15 protein-coding genes, 4 tRNA genes and 1 rRNA gene are annotated in these 20,729 nt (G+C 61.0%); all 20 read left to right on the forward strand.

From position 1 onward, the window contains the following. The first annotated feature begins 9 nt into the window (after positions 1–9). Positions 10–123 (forward strand): 5S ribosomal RNA (rrf, locus tag AB4Y43_RS38340). A 143-nt stretch (positions 124–266) separates the two neighbouring features. Further along, positions 267–352, forward strand: a tRNA-Tyr gene (locus AB4Y43_RS38345). 50 nt (positions 353–402) lie between these two features. Continuing rightward, a tRNA-Gly gene (locus tag AB4Y43_RS38350) sits at positions 403–476 on the forward strand. 32 nt (positions 477–508) lie between these two features. After that, positions 509–583: transfer RNA gene (locus tag AB4Y43_RS38355), tRNA-Thr, on the forward strand. Positions 584–692: 109 nt separating this feature from the next. Continuing rightward, positions 693–1,883, forward strand: coding sequence for an elongation factor Tu (tuf, locus tag AB4Y43_RS38360; RefSeq protein ID WP_028371383.1), 1,191 nt, complete (start codon positions 693–695; stop codon positions 1,881–1,883). A 70-nt stretch (positions 1,884–1,953) separates the two neighbouring features. Then, positions 1,954–2,029, forward strand: a tRNA-Trp gene (locus AB4Y43_RS38365). Positions 2,030–2,066: 37 nt separating this feature from the next. Continuing rightward, on the forward strand, positions 2,067–2,447 hold the full coding sequence (secE, locus tag AB4Y43_RS38370; RefSeq protein ID WP_028208940.1) for a preprotein translocase subunit SecE: 381 nt from the start codon (positions 2,067–2,069) through the stop codon (positions 2,445–2,447). Position 2,448: 1 nt separating this feature from the next. Then, complete coding sequence (nusG, locus tag AB4Y43_RS38375; RefSeq protein WP_028208939.1) at positions 2,449–3,006, forward strand: transcription termination/antitermination protein NusG; 558 nt, start codon at positions 2,449–2,451, stop codon at positions 3,004–3,006. Between the two features lie 191 nt (positions 3,007–3,197). Beyond that, positions 3,198–3,629, forward strand: a complete 432-nt coding sequence (gene rplK, locus AB4Y43_RS38380) for a 50S ribosomal protein L11 (protein ID WP_069269337.1) — start codon at positions 3,198–3,200, stop codon at positions 3,627–3,629. Beyond that, complete coding sequence (rplA, locus tag AB4Y43_RS38385) at positions 3,630–4,325, forward strand: 50S ribosomal protein L1 (RefSeq protein ID WP_042272956.1); 696 nt, start codon at positions 3,630–3,632, stop codon at positions 4,323–4,325. A gap of 310 nt (positions 4,326–4,635) precedes the next feature. Then, positions 4,636–5,133, forward strand: coding sequence for a 50S ribosomal protein L10 (gene rplJ, locus AB4Y43_RS38390; RefSeq protein WP_069269335.1), 498 nt, complete (start codon positions 4,636–4,638; stop codon positions 5,131–5,133). Between the two features lie 78 nt (positions 5,134–5,211). After that, a complete protein-coding gene (gene rplL, locus AB4Y43_RS38395; protein ID WP_027821097.1) occupies positions 5,212–5,586 on the forward strand; it encodes a 50S ribosomal protein L7/L12 in 375 nt (124 codons plus the stop codon). A gap of 376 nt (positions 5,587–5,962) precedes the next feature. Then, positions 5,963–10,069, forward strand: a complete 4,107-nt coding sequence (gene rpoB / locus AB4Y43_RS38400) for a DNA-directed RNA polymerase subunit beta (RefSeq protein WP_069269333.1) — start codon at positions 5,963–5,965, stop codon at positions 10,067–10,069. Positions 10,070–10,090: 21 nt separating this feature from the next. After that, on the forward strand, positions 10,091–14,344 hold the full coding sequence (gene rpoC / locus AB4Y43_RS38405; protein WP_069269332.1) for a DNA-directed RNA polymerase subunit beta': 4,254 nt from the start codon (positions 10,091–10,093) through the stop codon (positions 14,342–14,344). A 247-nt stretch (positions 14,345–14,591) separates the two neighbouring features. Beyond that, entirely contained in the window at positions 14,592–14,921 is a 330-nt protein-coding gene (locus AB4Y43_RS38410) for a hypothetical protein (protein ID WP_141710958.1), read from the forward strand. A gap of 159 nt (positions 14,922–15,080) precedes the next feature. Further along, positions 15,081–16,928, forward strand: a complete 1,848-nt coding sequence (recQ, locus tag AB4Y43_RS38415) for a DNA helicase RecQ (RefSeq protein ID WP_342949804.1) — start codon at positions 15,081–15,083, stop codon at positions 16,926–16,928. Positions 16,929–17,195: 267 nt separating this feature from the next. After that, a complete protein-coding gene (gene rpsL / locus AB4Y43_RS38420; protein ID WP_027797953.1) occupies positions 17,196–17,576 on the forward strand; it encodes a 30S ribosomal protein S12 in 381 nt (126 codons plus the stop codon). Positions 17,577–17,764: 188 nt separating this feature from the next. Further along, a complete protein-coding gene (gene rpsG, locus AB4Y43_RS38425) occupies positions 17,765–18,235 on the forward strand; it encodes a 30S ribosomal protein S7 (RefSeq protein WP_006053291.1) in 471 nt (156 codons plus the stop codon). A gap of 148 nt (positions 18,236–18,383) precedes the next feature. Next, positions 18,384–20,486 carry an elongation factor G gene (gene fusA / locus AB4Y43_RS38430; protein ID WP_069269330.1) on the forward strand — a complete coding sequence of 701 codons (2,103 nt, stop codon included), beginning with the start codon at positions 18,384–18,386 and terminating at the stop codon, positions 20,484–20,486. Positions 20,487–20,581: 95 nt separating this feature from the next. Next, the coding region (locus tag AB4Y43_RS38435) for a GTP-binding protein (protein WP_238272018.1) at positions 20,582–20,729 on the forward strand (148 nt) is incomplete at its 3' end.

Raw genomic sequence — 20,729 nt, forward strand, 5'->3', positions numbered from 1 at the left:
CCCGTCAAGCCTGATGACCATAGCGAGCTGGTCCCACCCCTTCCCATCCCGAACAGGACCGTGAAACAGCTCCACGCCGATGATAGTGCGGATTGCCCGTGTGAAAGTAGGTAATCGTCAGGCTCCTCTACAAGCGAGACCCCGGCCCTAAAAAGCCGGGGTTTTTGCTTTTCCGCTCTCCCTATAAGTGAGAGCGTTGTGGGTTCTGCTCCGAACAAAGTGCTTGACACTTATCGGATGTTCCCCCATAATCATCAGTTCTCTGCGGAGGGGTGCCCGAGTGGCTAAAGGGGGCAGACTGTAAATCTGTTGGCTTACGCCTACGTTGGTTCGAATCCAACCTCCTCCACCAGAATTCAGCTGTAGCAGTTAGTGTTGGGTCGGCAGTAGCCGGCGAACCTCGCGGGTGTAGCTCAATGGTAGAGCAGAAGCCTTCCAAGCTTACGACGAGGGTTCGATTCCCTTCACCCGCTCCAGCGAAGCATTAAAGCGGTTCAGAGCAGTTTTCGCCCATGTGGCTCAGTGGTAGAGCACTCCCTTGGTAAGGGAGAGGTCGGCAGTTCGATCCTGCCCATGGGCACCAGCCGGTATCTAGCGGGCCTCAGAAGCCTCGCATCGAGCAGGCAGCAGCAAGCCAGTGATTGTTTGCGCGCCCCGCGCAACGTACGGAAAAATCCTCTTAGGAGTCGAAAATGGCCAAGGGTAAGTTTGAGCGGACCAAGCCGCACGTGAACGTGGGCACGATCGGTCACGTTGACCACGGCAAGACCACGCTGACGGCAGCGATCACGACGGTTCTGACCGCCAAGTTCGGCGGCGAAGCGAAGGCGTACGACCAGATCGACGCAGCGCCGGAAGAAAAGGCGCGTGGCATTACCATCAACACCGCGCACGTCGAGTACGAAACGGCTAACCGCCACTACGCACACGTCGACTGCCCGGGCCACGCTGACTACGTGAAGAACATGATCACGGGCGCGGCACAGATGGACGGCGCGATCCTGGTGTGCTCGGCCGCTGACGGCCCGATGCCGCAAACGCGTGAGCACATCCTGCTCGCCCGTCAGGTTGGCGTGCCTTACATCATCGTGTTCCTGAACAAGTGCGACATGGTCGACGACGCCGAGCTGCTCGAGCTGGTCGAAATGGAAGTGCGCGAGCTCCTGTCGAAGTACGACTTCCCGGGCGACGACACGCCGATCATCAAGGGTTCGGCCAAGCTGGCGCTGGAAGGCGACAAGGGCGAACTGGGTGAAGTGGCGATCATGAACCTGGCCGACGCACTGGACACGTACATCCCGACGCCGGAGCGTGCCGTTGACGGCGCGTTCCTGATGCCGGTGGAAGACGTGTTCTCGATCTCGGGTCGCGGCACGGTGGTGACGGGTCGCGTCGAGCGCGGCATCGTCAAGGTCGGCGAGGAAATCGAAATCGTCGGTATCAAGCCGACGGTGAAGACGACCTGCACGGGCGTGGAAATGTTCCGCAAGCTGCTCGACCAGGGTCAGGCGGGCGACAACGTGGGTATCCTGCTGCGCGGCACGAAGCGTGAAGACGTGGAGCGCGGCCAGGTGCTGGCCAAGCCGGGTTCGATCACGCCGCACACGCACTTCACGGCTGAAGTGTACGTGCTGAGCAAGGACGAAGGCGGCCGTCACACGCCGTTCTTCAACAACTACCGTCCGCAGTTCTACTTCCGTACGACGGACGTGACGGGCTCGATCGAGCTGCCGAAGGACAAGGAAATGGTCATGCCGGGCGACAACGTGTCGATCACGGTGAAGCTGATCGCTCCGATCGCGATGGAAGAAGGTCTGCGCTTCGCAATCCGCGAAGGTGGCCGTACCGTCGGCGCCGGCGTGGTTGCAAAGATCATCGAGTAAGTTTTTGCCAGTCTCGTTGATCGACTAAGTGGTTTCGGGGTTGGCGATGCCGTCAACCCCAAAATGGTTTAGGGGTATAGCTCAACTGGCAGAGCGTCGGTCTCCAAAACCGAAGGTTGGGGGTTCGATTCCCTCTGCCCCTGCCAACTTCTCGCGCCTCGGCGCGTTGTTCTTTAAGGTGTTATGGCGAATCCTTCCGTCGAAACTGTTAATACTTCCAGCGACAAGCTGATGCTTGCGGCGGGCGTATTGTTGGTTGTGGCCGGGTTCGTAGGGTTCTACTGGCTCGGTAGCCAGGAGTGGTATGTCCGCGGTGCAGCGCTCGCAGTGGGCGTGATCGCGGGGGTGGTAGTCGGTCTTCTCTCGGCGCCCGGCAAGAGCTTCATCGCGTTTGCCAAAGACTCGTACAAGGAAGTTCGCAAGGTCGTCTGGCCGACTCGCAAAGAGGCCACGCAAACGACCCTGGTGGTCTTCGGTTTTGTGCTGGCCATGGCCATCATTCTGTGGGTTTGCGACAAATCCATCGAGTGGGTGATTTTCTCGGCGATTCTGGGTTGGAAATGATATGAGCGATACACCGGCATCCCCGAGCGGAAAACGTTGGTATGTTGTGCACGCCTACTCCGGCATGGAGAAGAGCGTGCAACGTGCGCTTCAAGAGCGTATCGAACGTGCTGGCATGCAGGACAAGTTTGGCCAGATCCTCGTTCCGACTGAAGAAGTTGTCGAGGTGAAGGGCGGTCACAAATCGGTGACCGAACGTCGTTTCTTCCCAGGCTACGTCCTGGTTGAGATGGAAATGACGGACGAAACGTGGCACCTCGTGAAGAACACGGCAAAGGTGACCGGTTTCGTCGGCGGGGCGCGTAATCGCCCGAGCCCGATTTCGCCGCGCGAAGTCGAAAAGATCATGTCGCAGATGCAGGAAGGCGTTGAGAAGCCGCGCCCCAAGACCCTGTTCGAAGTCGGCGAGATGGTCCGCGTGAAGGAAGGTCCGTTCACGGACTTCAACGGCAGCGTCGAAGAAGTCAACTACGAAAAGTCGCGCGTCCGGGTCTCCGTCACCATTTTCGGTCGCGCCACACCGGTCGAACTCGAATTCGGCCAGGTCGAAAAGCTGTAAATCGAATACTACGGATCGCGCCTCGAGTGCGATCCGTTTTTCCGCGCTTACGGTCCGCGTTATGGCCGTAGAGGAGCGCCAGTAGTCCAGTCGGCTGTAGCTGTCGCCAAAGCAGTTGGCACAGCGAAGATTGTGGTGAACGCGCGCTACCACTCACCAGAACGCTCACGCGTTCCAAAGAGGTTTTCAACATGGCAAAGAAAATCATCGGCTTTATCAAGCTGCAGATTCCTGCAGGTAAAGCCAATCCGTCGCCGCCGGTCGGCCCGGCACTGGGTCAGCGCGGCCTGAACATCATGGAGTTCTGCAAGGCGTTCAACGCGCAGACTCAAGCCATGGAACCGGGTCTGCCGGTTCCGGTCGTGATCACGGCATTCGCGGACAAGAGCTTCACGTTCATCCTGAAGACGCCGCCGGCTACGGTTCTGATCAAGAAGGCAGCGAAGGTCGACAAGGGTTCGGCCAAGCCGCACACCGACAAGGTCGCTACGATCACCCGCGCGCAAGCCGAGGAAATCGCCAAGACCAAGATGCCGGACCTCACGGCAGCCGATATGGACGCAGCGGTCCGCACGATCGCTGGCAGCGCCCGCTCGATGGGCATTATCGTGGAGGGCGTGTAAATGGCTAAGGTTTCGAAGCGTCAAAAGGCACTGGCTGCCAAGATCGACCGCCAAAAACAGTACCCGATCGGCGATGCTCTGTCGCTCGTGAAGGAATGCGCCACGGCGAAGTTCGACGAGTCGATCGACGTTGCAGTGCAGCTCGGCATCGATGCGAAGAAGTCGGACCAGGTCGTTCGCGGCTCGGTCGTTCTGCCCGCTGGTACCGGCAAGTCGGTCCGCGTCGCAGTGTTCGCGCAAGGTGAAAAGGCTGAACAAGCCAAGGCAGCAGGCGCAGAGATCGTCGGTATGGAAGACCTCGCCGAGCAGATCAAGGGCGGCAACCTGAACTTCGACATCGTGATCGCTTCGCCGGACACGATGCGCGTCGTCGGTACGCTCGGTCAGATCCTTGGCCCGCGCGGCCTCATGCCGAACCCGAAGGTCGGCACCGTGACGCCGGACGTGGCGACCGCGGTCAAGAACGCGAAGGCTGGTCAGGTGCAATTCCGTGTCGACAAGGCCGGTATCATCCATGCCACGATCGGCCGTGCATCGTTCGAGCCGACCGCGCTGCGCAGCAACCTGGACGCGCTCCTCGACGCGCTGACCAAGGCGAAGCCGGCAACGAGCAAGGGCGTGTACCTGCGCAAGATCGCTGTCTCGAGCACGATGGGCGTTGGCGTTCGCGTCGACCAGACGTCGCTCGCAGCGTAATAGTTTCGCCGCGTTGAAGCTCGAAAGGGCTGCAGCGCGGATTTAAAGGGCTTTGGGCGGTTGTGCAGCGGCGGTAAGCGCGGTGCAACCGGTTGTCAAAGACCGTTGGCGGAAGTGCAGCAGTTGGGTGCTTCCTTAATGCAAAGCCAACGCAGATGGCGAACCCGAAAAGGTTTTGAAGTGCTGATGTGAGCGGATGCAGGCGGTAACGCCTGACGATGCAAACTGATTTACTCCGGACTGGTCGGTCGCCGTTGTTGAACGCGGCACATGATGCGAAAGCGAAGTGTGTCGAATCTGGAGGTTAACCGTGCCACTGAACAAAGAAGGTAAGCAGGCCGTCGTGGCTGAAGTCTCCGCGCAAGTCGCGAAGGCTCAGACCATGGTGCTGGCCGAGTATCGTGGAATCGCGGTTGGCGATCTGACCAAGCTGCGCGCGAAAGCGCGTGAGCAGCAGGTGTACCTCCGCGTGTTGAAGAACACGCTGGCGCGTCGCGCTGTCGAAGGTACCCCGTTTGCTCCGCTGGCAGAGCAGATGACTGGCCCCCTGATCTACGGCATCTCGGAAGATGCAATTGCTGCTGCGAAGGTCGTCAATGACTTCGCGAAGGGCAATGACAAGTTGGTCATCAAGGCTGGTTCCTACGAAGGCAAGGTGATGGACGTGGCAGGCGTGCAAGCGCTGGCCAACATCCCGAGCCGCGAAGAACTGCTCTCGAAGCTGCTGTTCGTTATGCAAGCTCCTGTTTCCGGCTTCGCGCGTGCTCTGGCCGCGCTGGCGGAGAAGAAGCAAGCAGAAGCTGCCTGATTTCAGGCAGACGAACGAGCAAGAGCAAGCGAGAAAGATCGCTAGCTGTTTCCGAATTCAAATCTGGAGTAATTTCAAATGGCAATCGCAAAAGAAGACATCCTCGAAGCCGTTGGCTCGATGTCGGTTCTTGAACTGAACGAACTGGTCAAGGCGTTCGAAGAGAAGTTTGGCGTGTCGGCAGCTGCTGTGGCAGTCGCTGGCCCGGCAGGCGGCGGCGCTGCTGCTGCTGCTGAAGAGCAGACCGAATTCACGGTCAACCTGCTCGAAGCCGGCGCAAACAAGGTTTCGGTCATTAAGGCCGTTCGCGAACTGACGGGTCTCGGCCTGAAGGAAGCGAAGGACCTGGTCGACGGTGCACCGAAGCCCGTGAAGGAAGCGGTGCCCAAGGCTGCTGCTGAAGAAGCGAAGAAGAAGCTGGAAGAAGCCGGCGCGAAGGCTGAAATCAAGTAAGTTTCAGCGCGCTGTGCGAAGGCTGGCGGTTTTTACACCGCCGGCCTTTTTGTGCTTTGTGGGTTCTGCGTTTTTGTGTTCGATTTTTTAGAAGTCGGAGGCGGGATGCGGGACCCAGAAGCCAAAGAAAAACGTCTTTCGCCGGATGAGTGCCTCAAGGGCACGATCCTTGCGCACGACGCTTCTCTTTGTCTTCTGAAGCGACTGCAGAAGGCAAGTTTGGTCGGGCAGCGGGCACGTTATGACAAGCCGAAATCCGTTGCCGTCAGCCAGCGGTTGGTAGAGGCCAACCACCAAGCTTCCAGGGCTCGCGAAGCCATCGGGTCTCAGTCGGTGAACACTCGGGTCGTCCTACCCGCCGTGATTCGGAGATCGTATGCACTATTCCTTCACCGAGAAGAAGCGTATTCGCAAGAGTTTCGCGAAACGCCCCATCGTTCACCAGGTTCCTTTCCTGCTGGCTACCCAGCTTGAATCATTCAGCACATTCCTGCAAGCAGAAACGGCGACCGCACAACGCAAACCGGAAGGTCTGCAGGCAGCGTTTTCGTCCGTTTTTCCTATTGTTTCCCATAACGGCTTTGCTCGTCTAGAGTTCGTCAGCTACATGCTGTCGTCGCCGGCATTCAACATCAAGGAATGCCAGCAACGCGGCTTGACGTACTGCTCGGCGCTGCGCGCCAAGGTCCGTCTCGTCCTGCTCGACAAGGAATCGCCGAGCAAGCCGGTCGTGAAGGAAGTGAAGGAGCAGGAAGTGTACATGGGCGAAATTCCGCTCATGACGCCGACTGGTTCGTTCGTCATCAACGGCACCGAGCGTGTCATCGTCTCGCAGCTGCATCGCTCGCCTGGCGTGTTCTTCGAACACGACAAGGGCAAGACGCACAGCTCGGGCAAGCTGCTCTTCTCGGCCCGTATCATTCCTTACCGCGGTTCGTGGCTCGACTTCGAGTTCGACCCGAAGGACGTGCTGTACTTCCGCGTCGACCGTCGCCGCAAGATGCCGGTCACGATCCTGCTGAAGGCCATCGGCCTCACGCCGGAACAGATCCTCGCGAACTTCTTCGTGTTCGACAACTTCACGCTGATGCCGGAAGGCGCGCAGATGGAGTTCGTGCCGGAGCGTCTGCGCGGTGAAGTCGCGCGCTTCGACATCAGCGATCGCGAAGGCAAGGTCATTGTCCAGAAGGACAAGCGGATCAACGCGAAGCACATTCGCGATCTCGAAAGCGCGAAGACGACGTACATTTCGGTCCCCGAAGATTATCTGCTCGGCCGCGTTCTCGCGAAGAACGTCGTCGACGGCGACACGGGCGAAGTGATCGCGAACGCGAACGACGAGATCACCGAAAGCGTGCTCGAGAAGCTGCGCGAAGCGAAGATCAAGGACATCCAGACGCTCTACACGAACGATCTGGACCAGGGTCCGTACATCTCGTCGACGCTGCGTATCGACGAAACCGCCGACAAGATGGCCGCGCGCATCGCGATCTACCGCATGATGCGTCCGGGCGAGCCGCCGACCGAAGAAGCGGTCGAGGCGCTGTTCAACCGCCTGTTCTACAGCGAAGAAGCGTACGACCTCTCGAAGGTGGGTCGTATGAAGTTCAATCGCCGCGTCGGCCGTGACGAAATCGTCGGCCCGATGACGCTGCAGGACGACGACATCCTCGCGACCATCAAGATCCTCGTCGAGCTGCGCAACGGCAAGGGCGAAGTGGACGATATCGACCACCTCGGCAACCGTCGCGTGCGTTGCGTGGGCGAACTCGCGGAAAACCAGTTCCGCGCGGGTCTCGTGCGCGTCGAACGTGCAGTGAAGGAACGCCTCGGCCAGGCCGAAAGCGAAAACCTGATGCCGCACGACCTGATCAACTCGAAGCCGATTTCGTCGGCGATTCGCGAGTTCTTCGGTTCGTCGCAGCTGTCGCAGTTCATGGACCAGACCAACCCCCTCTCGGAAATCACGCACAAGCGTCGTGTTTCCGCACTGGGCCCGGGCGGTCTGACGCGTGAGCGCGCAGGCTTCGAAGTGCGCGACGTGCACCCGACCCACTACGGCCGCGTGTGTCCGATCGAGACGCCGGAAGGTCCGAACATTGGTCTGATCAACTCGCTCGCACTGTACGCGCACCTGAACGAATACGGCTTCCTCGAAACGCCGTATCGCAAGGTTGCAGACGGCAAGGTGACCGACCAGATCGACTACCTGTCGGCGATCGAAGAAGGCCGTTACGTGATCGCTCAGGCGAACGCGGCAGTGGCGGAAGACGGCACGCTGACCGACGAACTGGTTTCGTCGCGCGAAGCGGGCGAAACGCTGATGGTCACGCCGGACCGCATCCAGTACATGGACGTGGCGCCGTCGCAGATCGTCTCGGTTGCAGCCTCGCTGATTCCGTTCCTCGAGCACGACGACGCGAACCGTGCACTGATGGGCTCGAACATGCAGCGTCAGGCCGTGCCTTGCCTGCGTCCGGAAAAGCCGGTCGTCGGTACGGGTATCGAGCGCACGGTTGCGGTCGACTCGGGTACGACGGTTCAGGCGCTGCGTGGCGGCGTGGTCGACTACGTCGACGCAGGCCGTATCGTGATTCGTGTGAACGACGACGAAGCGGTTGCTGGTGAAGTGGGTGTGGACATCTACAACCTCATCAAGTACACGCGTTCGAACCAGAACACGAACATCAACCAGCGTCCGATCGTGAAGATGGGCGACAAGGTTGCGCGCGGCGACGTGCTGGCTGACGGCGCATCGACCGATCTGGGCGAGCTCGCGCTCGGCCAGAACATGCTGATCGCGTTCATGCCGTGGAACGGCTACAACTTCGAAGACTCGATCCTGATCTCGGAGAAGGTGGTTGCGGACGACCGTTACACGTCGATCCACATCGAAGAACTGAATGTCGTTGCACGCGACACGAAGCTCGGGCCGGAAGAAATCACGCGCGACATTTCGAACCTCGCGGAAGTGCAGCTTGGCCGTCTCGACGAGTCGGGCATCGTGTACATCGGCGCGGAAGTCGAAGCGGGCGACGTGCTCGTGGGCAAGGTCACGCCGAAGGGCGAAACCCAGCTCACGCCGGAAGAAAAGCTGCTGCGCGCGATCTTCGGCGAGAAGGCTTCGGACGTGAAGGATACGTCGCTGCGCGTGCCCTCGGGCATGAGCGGTACGGTCATCGACGTGCAGGTGTTCACGCGTGAAGGCATCCAGCGCGACAAGCGCGCACAACAGATCATCGACGATGAACTGAAGCGCTATCGCCTCGACCTGAACGACCAGCTGCGCATCGTGGAAGGCGACGCGTTCCAGCGTCTCGCACGCATGCTCGAAGGCAAGGTCGCGAACGGCGGTCCGAAGAAGCTCGCGAAGGGCACGAAGATCGAGCGCGCGTACCTCGAAGATCTGGATCACTACCACTGGTTCGACATCCGCCTCGCGGACGAAGAAGCAGCGGCGCAGCTCGAAGCGATCAAGAACTCGATCGAAGAGAAGCGTCACCAGTTCGATCTGGCCTTCGAAGAGAAGCGCAAGAAGCTCACGCAAGGCGACGAACTGCCGCCGGGCGTGCTGAAGATGGTCAAGGTGTACCTCGCGGTGAAGCGCCGTCTGCAGCCTGGCGACAAGATGGCAGGCCGTCACGGTAACAAGGGTGTGGTGTCGAAGATCGTTCCGATCGAAGACATGCCGTACATGGCCGATGGCCGTCCGGCAGACGTCGTGCTGAACCCGCTCGGCGTGCCGTCACGGATGAACGTGGGTCAGGTTCTCGAAGTGCACCTGGGCTGGGCCGCGAAGGGTCTGGGCTGGCGTATCGGCGAGATGCTTGCGCGTCAGACGAAGGTTGCAGAGCTGCGTGAATTCCTCACGAAGATCTACAACGAATCGGGCCACAAGGAAGACCTCGACAGCTTCAGCGACGACGAGATCCTCGAACTCGCGAAGAACCTGCGCGAAGGCGTGCCGTTCGCAACGCCGGTGTTCGACGGTGCGACCGAAGAGGAAATGGGCAAGATGCTCGATCTGGCATTCCCGGACGACGTCGCCCAGAACCTCGGCATGACGCCGTCGAAGAACCAGGTGCGTCTGTACGACGGCCGCACGGGCGAGATGTTCGAACGTACGGTCACCGTGGGCTACATGCACTACCTGAAGCTGCATCACCTTGTCGACGACAAGATGCACGCGCGTTCGACGGGTCCGTACTCGCTCGTTACGCAGCAGCCGCTGGGTGGTAAGGCGCAATTCGGTGGTCAGCGCTTCGGTGAAATGGAAGTGTGGGCGCTCGAAGCGTATGGCGCTTCGTATGTGCTGCAGGAAATGTTGACGGTGAAGTCCGATGACGTGACGGGCCGGACGAAGGTGTACGAAAACCTCGTCAAGGGCGACCACGTGATCGACGCGGGCATGCCGGAATCCTTCAATGTGCTGGTGAAGGAAATCCGCTCGCTCGGCATCGACATCGACCTCGACCGCAACTAATCGGACTACGGAGAGAAGGCAATGAAAGCTCTGCTCGATCTATTCAAGCAAGTCCAACAAGAAGAAGTTTTTGACGCGATCAAGATCGGTCTGGCCTCGCCAGACAAGATCCGCTCGTGGTCGTTCGGCGAAGTGAAGAAGCCGGAGACGATCAACTACCGTACCTTCAAGCCGGAACGGGATGGTCTGTTCTGCGCGAAGATCTTCGGGCCGATCAAGGACTACGAGTGCCTGTGCGGCAAGTACAAGCGCCTGAAGCACCGTGGCGTGATCTGCGAGAAGTGCGGCGTTGAAGTCACGCTGGCGAAGGTGCGTCGCGAACGCATGGGCCACATCGAGCTGGCCTCGCCGGTCGCGCACATCTGGTTCCTGAAGTCGCTGCCGTCGCGTCTGGGCATGGTGCTCGACATGACGCTGCGCGACATCGAGCGCGTGCTGTACTTCGAGGCATACGTGGTGATCGAACCGGGCATGACGCCGCTGAAGGCGCGTCAGATCATGACCGAAGAGGATTACTACAACAAGGTCGAGGAATACGGCGACGAATTCCGTGCCGAAATGGGCGCGGAAGGCGTGCGTGAACTCCTGCGCGCGATCAACATCGACGAGCAGGTCGAAACGCTGCGCACCGAGCTGAAGAACACCGGCTCGGAAGCGAAGATCAAGAAGTACGCGAAGCGCCTGAAGGTGCTCGAGGCCTTCCAGCGTTCGGGCATCAAGCCCGAATGGATGGTGCTCGAAGTGCTGCCGGTGCTGCCGCCCGAACTGCGTCCGCTGGTGCCGCTGGACGGTGGCCGTTTCGCGACTTCGGACCTGAACGATCTGTATCGCCGCGTCATCAACCGTAACAACCGTCTGAAGCGTCTGCTCGAGCTCAAGGCGCCGGAGATCATCGTCCGCAACGAAAAGCGGATGCTCCAGGAAGCGGTTGACTCGCTGCTCGACAACGGTCGTCGCGGCAAGGCGATGACGGGCGCGAACAAGCGTCCGCTGAAGTCGCTCGCCGACATGATCAAGGGTAAGGGCGGCCGCTTCCGTCAGAACCTGCTGGGCAAGCGCGTGGACTACTCGGGCCGTTCGGTCATCGTGGTGGGTCCGACGCTCAAGCTGCACCAGTGCGGTCTGCCGAAGCTGATGGCGCTCGAACTCTTCAAGCCGTTCATCTTCAACAAGCTGGAAACGATGGGCGTTGCCACGACCATCAAGGCTGCGAAGAAGGAAGTCGAGAACCAGACGCCGGTGGTGTGGGACATCCTGGAAGAGGTGATCCGCGAGCACCCGGTGATGCTCAACCGTGCGCCGACGCTGCACCGTCTTGGCATTCAGGCTTTCGAGCCGGTGCTGATCGAAGGTAAGGCAATCCAGCTGCACCCGCTCGTTTGCGCGGCGTTCAACGCCGACTTCGACGGTGACCAGATGGCCGTTCACGTTCCGCTGTCGCTCGAAGCGCAGATGGAAGCGCGTACGCTCATGCTCGCGTCGAACAACGTCCTGTTCCCGGCCAACGGCGATCCGTCGATCGTGCCGTCGCAGGATATCGTGCTGGGCCTGTACTACGCCACGCGTGAAGCGATCAACGGCAAGGGCGAAGGCATGACGTTCACGGGCGTGTCGGAAGTGCTCCGCGCGTATGAGAACAAGGAAGTCGAACTGGCTTCGCGCGTGAACGTGCGTATTACCGAAATGGTCCACAACGAGGACAAGTCGGAAGGCGCACCGGCATTCGTGCCGAAGATCTCGCTGTACGCAACGACCGTTGGCCGCTCGATCCTGTCGGAAATTCTGCCGCCGGGTCTGCCGTTCTCGGTGCTGAACAAGCCGCTGAAGAAGAAGGAAATTTCGCGTCTGATCAACACCGCGTTCCGCAAGTGCGGTCTGCGCGAAACGGTGATCTTCGCTGACCAGCTGATGCAGTCGGGCTTCCGCCTGGCAACGCGCGCCGGTATTTCGATCTGCGTGGACGACATGCTCGTCCCGCCGCAGAAGGAAACCATCGTCGGCGAAGCCGCGAAGAAGGTGAAGGAGTACGACCGTCAGTACATGTCGGGTCTCGTCACCGCGCAGGAACGCTACAACAACGTGGTCGACATCTGGTCGAACACGTCGGAAGCGGTCGGCAAGGCGATGATGGAGCAGCTCGCGACGGAACCGGTCATCGACCGCGACGGCAAGGAAACGCGTCAGGAATCGTTCAACTCGATCTACATGATGGCCGACTCGGGCGCGCGGGGTTCCGCAACGCAGATTCGGCAGCTCGCGGGTATGCGCGGCCTGATGGCGAAGCCGGACGGCTCGATTATCGAAACGCCGATTACCGCGAACTTCCGCGAAGGTCTGAACGTGTTGCAGTACTTCATCTCGACCCACGGTGCACGTAAGGGTCTGGCTGATACGGCACTGAAGACCGCGAACTCGGGTTACCTGACGCGTCGTCTCGTCGACGTGACCCAGGATCTCGTGGTCGTCGAGGACGATTGCGGCACGTCGAACGGCGTGGCGATGAAGGCCCTCGTCGAAGGCGGTGAAGTCGTCGAAGCGCTGCGCGACCGTATTCTCGGCCGTGTTGCGGTGGCGGACGTCGTCAATCCGGAAACGCAGGAAACGATCTACGCTTCGGGCGACCTGCTCGACGAAGACGCGGTCGAAACGATCGAAAGCCTCGGCATCGACGAAGTGCGCGTGCGCACGCCGCTCACCTGCGAAACGCGTTATGGCCTGTGCGCAGCCTGCTATGGCCGCGACCTCGGCCGCGGCTCGCGCGTGAACGTCGGCGAAGCCGTCGGCGTGATCGCGGCACAGTCGATCGGCGAACCGGGCACGCAGCTCACGATGCGTACGTTCCACATCGGTGGTGCGGCGTCGCGTGCGGCAGTGGCCTCGTCGGTGGAAGCCAAGTCGAACGGTACCGTGCGCTTCACGGCGACGATGCGTTACGTCACGAATGCGAAGGGCGAGCAGGTCGTCATCTCGCGTTCGGGCGAAGCCATCATCGCCGACGATCACGGCCGCGAGCGCGAGCGTCACAAGGTGCCGTACGGCGCGACGCTGCTGCAGCTCGATGGCGCAGCGATCAAGGCCGGCACGCAGCTCGCAACGTGGGATCCGCTCACGCGTCCGATCATCACCGAGTACGGCGGTACGGTGAAGTTCGAGAACGTCGAGGAAGGCGTGACCGTGGCCAAGCAGATCGACGACGTCACGGGTCTGTCGACCCTCGTCGTGATCGACGTGAAGCGCCGCGGTTCGCAGGCGGCGAAGAGCGTGCGTCCGCAGGTCAAGCTGCTCGACGCGAACGGCGACGAAGTGAAGATCCCGGGCACGGAGCATTCGGTGCAGATCGGCTTCCAGGTCGGCGCACTGATCACCGTGAAGGACGGTCAGCAGGTGCAGGTCGGTGAAGTGCTCGCACGTATCCCGACCGAAGCCCAGAAGACGCGTGACATTACCGGTGGTCTGCCGCGTGTGGCGGAACTGTTCGAAGCACGTTCGCCGAAGGACGCAGGTATCCTGGCGGAAGTCACGGGTACGACGTCGTTCGGTAAGGACACGAAGGGCAAGCAGCGTCTCGTTATCACGGACCTCGAAGGCAATCAGCACGAGTTCCTGATCGCGAAGGAAAAGCAGGTGCTGGTCCACGACGGTCAGGTCGTCAACAAGGGCGAAATGATCGTGGACGGCCCGGCCGATCCGCACGACATCCTGCGTCTGCAGGGTATCGAAGCGCTGTCGCGTTACATCGTGGACGAAGTGCAGGACGTGTACCGTCTGCAGGGCGTGAAGATCAACGACAAGCACATCGAAGTGATCGTGCGTCAGATGCTGCGTCGTGTGCAGATCACCGACAACGGTGATACGCGCTTCATCCCGGGCGAGCAGGTCGAGCGTTCGGACATGCTGGACGAAAACGACAAGATGAACGCCGAGGACAAGCGCCCGGCAACGTACGAGAACGTGCTGCTCGGTATTACGAAGGCATCGCTCTCGACCGATTCGTTCATCTCGGCGGCATCGTTCCAGGAAACGACCCGCGTGCTGACCGAAGCGGCGATCATGGGCAAGCGCGACGATCTGCGTGGCCTGAAGGAAAACGTGATCGTCGGTCGTCTGATTCCGGCTGGTACGGGTCTCGCCTTCCACAAGGCGCGCCGTGCGAAGGAATCGTCGGATCGCGAGCGTTTCGACCAGATCGCAGCGGAAGAAGCGTTCGAGTTCGGTACGCCGGAAACCCCGGCCGCCGAGCCGCAGCCGCAACAGCCGCATACGACGGACGAGTAAGCGCGGGGCGGCGCAAGCCGCCTTTCGCTGCGGGCTCCCATGCCCTCGCAAAAGCCGCCTGGTTTTCACCGGGCGGCTTTTTTATTGGCGCGCGCGTTTCTCGCATACGCCTGCGGCCTCGTGCCGCAGTGCAGACCTGCTCGCTGCGCACATCGGTGAGGCGTGCTAACGTAGCGCGCCAAGTCTGCCTGTATGGGTCTTTTCTTACGACGCTGGCGGCATTTATCTGAATCTGGAGGCGGTAATCATGTGGGTGGTCGGGGTCGGTCTCATCCTGAATCTGGTGGCGTGTGTCGCCAGTTTTTCGCAGCTGCTGCATCACGTCAGCAATCAGTCCGCGGCGAACTTCTTCGCGACCTTCCTCGTGATGTGGGCCTTCCTGATCATCGGTTTCATCATGCTGCTGGCGGGCAGGGTCAAGGGCGGCGCCGCGCTGCTCACGATCGGCTCACTCATGTTCGTCGGCGCCAACGTCGTGCTCTTCGGGGCGAGCGCATTCACGATCGCCGCCGCGGTCGTGGCCGTCGTGACAATCGTCGGTGCGTTTCGGATCGCGCGCCGGCGCCTCGCTGCCTGACGAGCCCGCTTCATCCTGGTTGTTCGCGTTCGCAATCTGCGCGCGATTTCCGCGGTTTCTCCTGGCCGAATGGCCAATCTTCACGGTAGCGGCGGTCAAGGCGCGTCCGGGTTGGTAAAATCCGGCCCACCGCCTTTGCTCCGCACGCTCACCGCCTTCATGTCCCGTTCCCTCGAAATCCTCAACGAAGTCTTCGGCTATCCCGCGTTTAGAGGGCAGCAAGCCGAAATCGTCGAGCACGTCGCAGGGGGCGGCGATTCGCTGGTGCTCATGCCGACCGGCGGCGGCAAATCGCTCTGCTATCAGATTCCCGCACTCGTGCGGCACGAAGCCGGGCTCGGTGCCGGCATCGTCGTGTCGCCGCTCATCGCACTCATGCAGGACCAGGTGGCCGCACTCACGGAAGTGGGCGTGCGCGCCGCGTATCTCAACTCGACGCTGAGCGGCGCCGAAGCGGCGGCGACCGAGCGGGCGCTGCGCGAGGGCGATCTCGACCTGCTTTACGTCGCGCCCGAGCGCCTCATGACGTCGCGCTTCCTCGACCTGCTCGAGCGCACGCGCATCGGCCTCTTTGCCATCGACGAAGCGCACTGCGTCTCGCAATGGGGCCACGACTTCCGGCCCGAATACATCCAGCTCTCGGTGCTGCACGAGCGCTTTCCGAACGTGCCGCGCATCGCGCTCACGGCAACCGCGGACGCCATCACGCGCGACGAGATCGCGCACCGTCTCGCGCTCGACGACGCCCGTGTGTTCGTTTCGAGCTTCGACCGGCCGAATATCCGCTACCGCATCGTCGAGAAGGACAACGCGCGCTCGCAGCTGCTCGACTTCATCCGCGCGGAGCATACGCGCGCCGACGGCACCACGGATGCCGGCGTCGTGTATTGCCTCTCGCGCCGCAAGGTCGAGGAAACGGCCGAGTGGCTGAAGGGGCAGGGCTTGCGCGCGCTGCCGTACCACGCCGGCATGGAATTCGAGGTACGCCAGAAGCACCAGGAGCTGTTCCAGCGCGAAGAAGGCGTGGTGATGTGCGCCACCATCGCATTCGGCATGGGCATCGACAAGCCGGACGTGCGTTTCGTCGCGCATCTGGATTTGCCCAAGAGCGTGGAAGGCTACTACCAGGAAACCGGCCGCGCGGGGCGCGACGGGCTGGCGGCCAACGCATGGATGGCCTACGGTCTGGGCGACGTGGTGCAGCAGCGCAAGATGATCGACGAGTCCGAAGCCGACGAGCAGCACAAGCGCGTGCAGACGGGCAAGCTCGACGCACTGCTCGGCCTGTGCGAAGCGGCCACATGCCGGCGCGTGCGCCTGCTCGCGTACTTTGGCGAAGAGAGCAAGCCGTGCGGCAACTGCGATACCTGTCTCGAGCCGCCCGCCACGTGGGACGCCACGCGTGAGGCGCAAATGGCGCTTTCGTGTGTGTTCCGCGCGCAGCGCGCGAGCGGCTTCAATTTCGGCGCCGGCCACCTGATCGACATCCTGCGCGGCAACCGCAACGAGAAGATCCTGCAGCGCGGGCACGAGAAAATCTCTACCTTCGGCATCGGCTCCGCGCTTTCCGAGCCGGAATGGCGCGCGATCTTCCGGCAACTGGTGGCATTCGGCTATCTCACCGTCGACCACGACGGCTACGGCTCGCTCGTGCTCACCGAGGCGAGCAAGGCGGTGCTCAAGGGCGAGCAGAATGTCACGATGCGTCGTTACGTGAAACCCACGCGTACGCGGACTTCGTCAAGCCGCACCAGCGAGCGAGCCGATCCGACCCTTGGCATGAGCCCGCGTCAGCGCTCGCGCTGGGAGCGCCTGCGCCTGTGGCGCACCGAAACCGCGAAGAGCGAGGGCGTGCCGGCCTACGTCATCTTCCACGACGCTACGCTGGCGGAAATCGCGCGCAACGGCCCGGAGTCGGTGGACGAATTGCGTGACATCCCCGGCATCGGCGCGCGCAAGCTCGAGCGCTTCGGCGAGGAACTCGTCGAGGTCGTCGGCGACGAATAAGGCGCGCTGTTCCCGCACCGGGTATTCCGGACGCCGCCGGATTGTCACGGCGCTGTCACTTCCTCCGTCGTCCGAAATGTCGCAAGCCATTGACTCGCTTGGTCTTTTCGGAATATCATGCTGGGTTCCGGTCTTTGGGATGTCTGTGCTCGTCGATTGATTTGACGAAAACTAACGTCAAATACCCAGTCCGGAGTTCGATACGTATGGTTTTCCGCTTTGCCCGGAAATAAATGCGTCGATTTTGTTCAATTTCAGGAATAAACAATGCCAACCATCAATCAACTGGTTCGCAAAGGCCGCGCTTCGGAAGCTACGAAGAGCAAGTCGCCGGCCCTGCAGGACTGCCCGCAGCGTCGCGGCGTGTGCACCCGTGTGTACACGACGACGCCGAAGAAGCCGAACTCGGCACTCCGTAAGGTCGCCAAGGTGCGCCTGACGAACGGCTTCGAAGTCATTTCGTACATCGGTGGTGAAGGCCACAACCTGCAGGAACACTCGGTCGTGCTGATCCGCGGCGGCCGTGTGAAGGACTTGCCGGGTGTGCGTTACCACATGGTTCGTGGCTCGCTGGATACCCAGGGCGTCAAGGATCGTAAGCAGGCTCGTTCGAAGTACGGCGCAAAGCGCGCGAAGGCTGCGAAGTAAGAGTCAGGTGTCGTCGTGCTCGCAAGAGTGCCGGCGATAAAAGCGACAGGTGCCGGATTGGCCGGTGCTGTCGAGTAAGTGGTCACCCGACCAGGCTGGTAAGTCGTAATGGATGAATCGGGTTAGTTGGTGGCCGCGGAGCGCAAGGTATGAACCCGCGCTTCAACTGAAAAGTTAAAGGAAGAAACATGCCGCGTCGTCGCGAAGTCCCCAAGCGGGAAGTGTTGCCGGATCCGAAGTTCGGCAACGTTGATGTAGCCAAGTTCATGAACGTGCTGATGCTCTCCGGCAAGAAGTCGGTTGCCGAGCGTATCGTGTACGGCGCTTTCGAACAGATCCAGACCAAGGGTGGCAAGGACCCGCTGGAAGTGTTCACTGTCGCGCTCAACAACGTGAAGCCGGTGGTGGAAGTGAAGAGCCGCCGCGTTGGTGGTGCGAACTATCAGGTTCCGGTCGAAGTGCGCCCCTCGCGTCGTATGGCATTGGCGATGCGTTGGCTGCGTGAAGCCGCGAAGAAGCGCAGCGAGAAGTCGATGGCCCTGCGTCTGGCAGGTGAACTCTCCGAAGCGGCCGAAGGCCGTGGCGGCGCGATGAAAAAGCGCGACGAAGTTCACCGGATGGCAGAAGCGAACAAGGCGTTCTCGCACTTCCGCTTCTAAGAGAAAGCCCCTACCGGGGTTTGCTCAAAAAACGGAAAAAATTCCGGGCGGGTGCGCTTATCGAGCGCCTCGCCCGTTTGTGTTCAGGCGCGTTGGGATCAACCCGGTCGGGATCGATCCGGCGCGCACCTCCTGATAGAGGATCAAAGTGGCTCGCAAGACTCCTATCGAGCGCTACCGTAACATCGGTATTAGCGCTCACATCGACGCCGGCAAGACGACGACGACCGAGCGCATTCTGTTTTACACCGGCGTGAACCACAAGATTGGTGAAGTTCACGACGGCGCCGCGACCATGGACTGGATGGAGCAGGAACAGGAGCGTGGCATCACGATCACGTCCGCTGCTACGACCGCGTTCTGGAAGGGCATGGGCGGCAACTACCCCGAGCACCGCATCAACATCATCGACACCCCGGGCCACGTCGACTTCACGATTGAAGTCGAGCGCTCGATGCGCGTGCTCGACGGCGCGTGCATGGTCTACTGCGCAGTGGGCGGCGTGCAGCCGCAGTCGGAAACGGTGTGGCGTCAGGCGAACAAGTACAAGGTTCCGCGTCTCGCGTTCGTCAACAAGATGGACCGTACCGGCGCGAACTTCTTCAAGGTCTACGACCAGCTGAAGAACCGCCTGAAGGCAAACCCGGTTCCGGTCGTGGTGCCGATCGGCGCTGAAGAAAACTTCAAGGGCGTCGTCGACCTCCTGAAGATGAAGGCGATCATTTGGGACGAGGCCTCGCAAGGCACGAAGTTCGACTACGTCGACATCCCGGCCGAACTCGTTGACACGTGCAACGAGTGGCGCGAAAAGATGATCGAGTCGGCTGCTGAAGCCAGCGAAGAGCTGATGGAAAAGTACCTCGGCGGCGAAGAGCTGACCGAAGCGGAAATCGTCAAGGCGATCCGCGACCGGACCATCGCTTGCGAAATCCAGCCGATGCTGTGCGGCACCGCGTTCAAGAACAAGGGCGTGCAGCGTATGCTCGACGCCGTGATCGACTTCCTGCCGTCGCCGGTGGACATTCCCCCGGTCACGGGCGAGCTCGAAAACGGCGAGAAGGCAGAGCGCCGCGCATCCGACGACGAGAAGTTCTCGGCACTCGCGTTCAAGATCATGACCGACCCGTTCGTCGGCCAGCTGATCTTCTTCCGCGCGTACTCGGGCGTCGTCAACTCGGGTGACACCGTGCTGAACTCGACCAAGGGCAAGAAGGAACGCCTCGGCCGTATTCTGCAGATGCACGCGAACAACCGCGAAGAAATCAAGGAAGTTCGTGCAGGCGACATCGCTGCAGCCGTTGGCCTGAAGGAAGCAACCACGGGCGACACGCTGTGCGACCCGGCGAACCCGATCATCCTGGAGCGCATGGTGTTCCCGGAGCCGGTGATTTCGCAGGCCGTCGAGCCGAAGACCAAGGCTGACCAGGAAAAGATGGGCCTCGCCCTGAACCGCCTGGCGCAGGAAGACCCGTCGTTCCGCGTCCAGACGGACGAGGAATCGGGCCAGACCATCATTTCGGGTATGGGCGAGCTCCACCTCGAAATTCTGGTCGATCGCATGAAGCGCGAATTCAACGTGGAAGCGACCGTCGGCAAGCCGCAGGTTGCATACCGCGAAACGATCCGCGCTACGGCGAAGGACGTCGAAGGCAAGTTCGTCAAGCAGTCGGGCGGTCGCGGCCAGTTCGGTCACGCTGTCATCACGCTTGAGCCGAACGAGCAGGGCAAGGGCTACGAGTTCCTGGACGAGATCAAGGGCGGTGTGATTCCGCGCGAATTCATCCCGGCGGTGGACAAGGGTATCCAGGAAACGCTGAAGGCTGGCGTGCTGGCGGGCTTCCCGGTCGTCGACGTGAAGGTTCACCTGACGTTCGGTTCGTACCACGACGTTGACTCGAACGAAAACGCGTTCCGCATGGCCGGCTCGATGGCCTTCAAGGAAGCAATGCGCAAGGCAAGCCCGGTCATCCTCGAACCGATGATGGCTGTGGAAGTCGAAACGCCGGAAGACTACATGGGCAACGTGATGGGCGACCTGTCGAGCCGTCGCGGTATCGTCCAGGGCATGGAAGACATGGTTGGCGGCGGCAAGATCGTTCGCGCCGAAGTGCCGCTGTCGGAAATGTTCGGCTATTCGACGTCGCTGCGCTCGCTGTCGCAAGGCCGCGCAACGTACACGATGGAATTCAAGCACTACGCAGAAGCACCGCGTAACGTGGCCGACGCGATCATCAGCGCGAAGGCGAAGTAAGCATCGGCATTCAGTTGACCATGCGGCGAACCAGGCATGGGTCTGGTTCGCATCGCTCAGTCACCGATTCACCACTTTTTTGAAAGAAGAGAAACATGGCAAAAGGTAAATTCGAACGGACCAAGCCGCACGTGAACGTGGGCACGATCGGTCACGTTGACCACGGCAAGACCACGCTGACGGCAGCGATCACGACGGTTCTGACCGCCAAGTTCGGCGGCGAAGCGAAGGCGTACGACCAGA

This window comes from Paraburkholderia sp. BR10872, from assembly GCF_040965835.1.
GTDB classification, from domain to species: domain Bacteria; phylum Pseudomonadota; class Gammaproteobacteria; order Burkholderiales; family Burkholderiaceae; genus Paraburkholderia; species Paraburkholderia nodosa_A.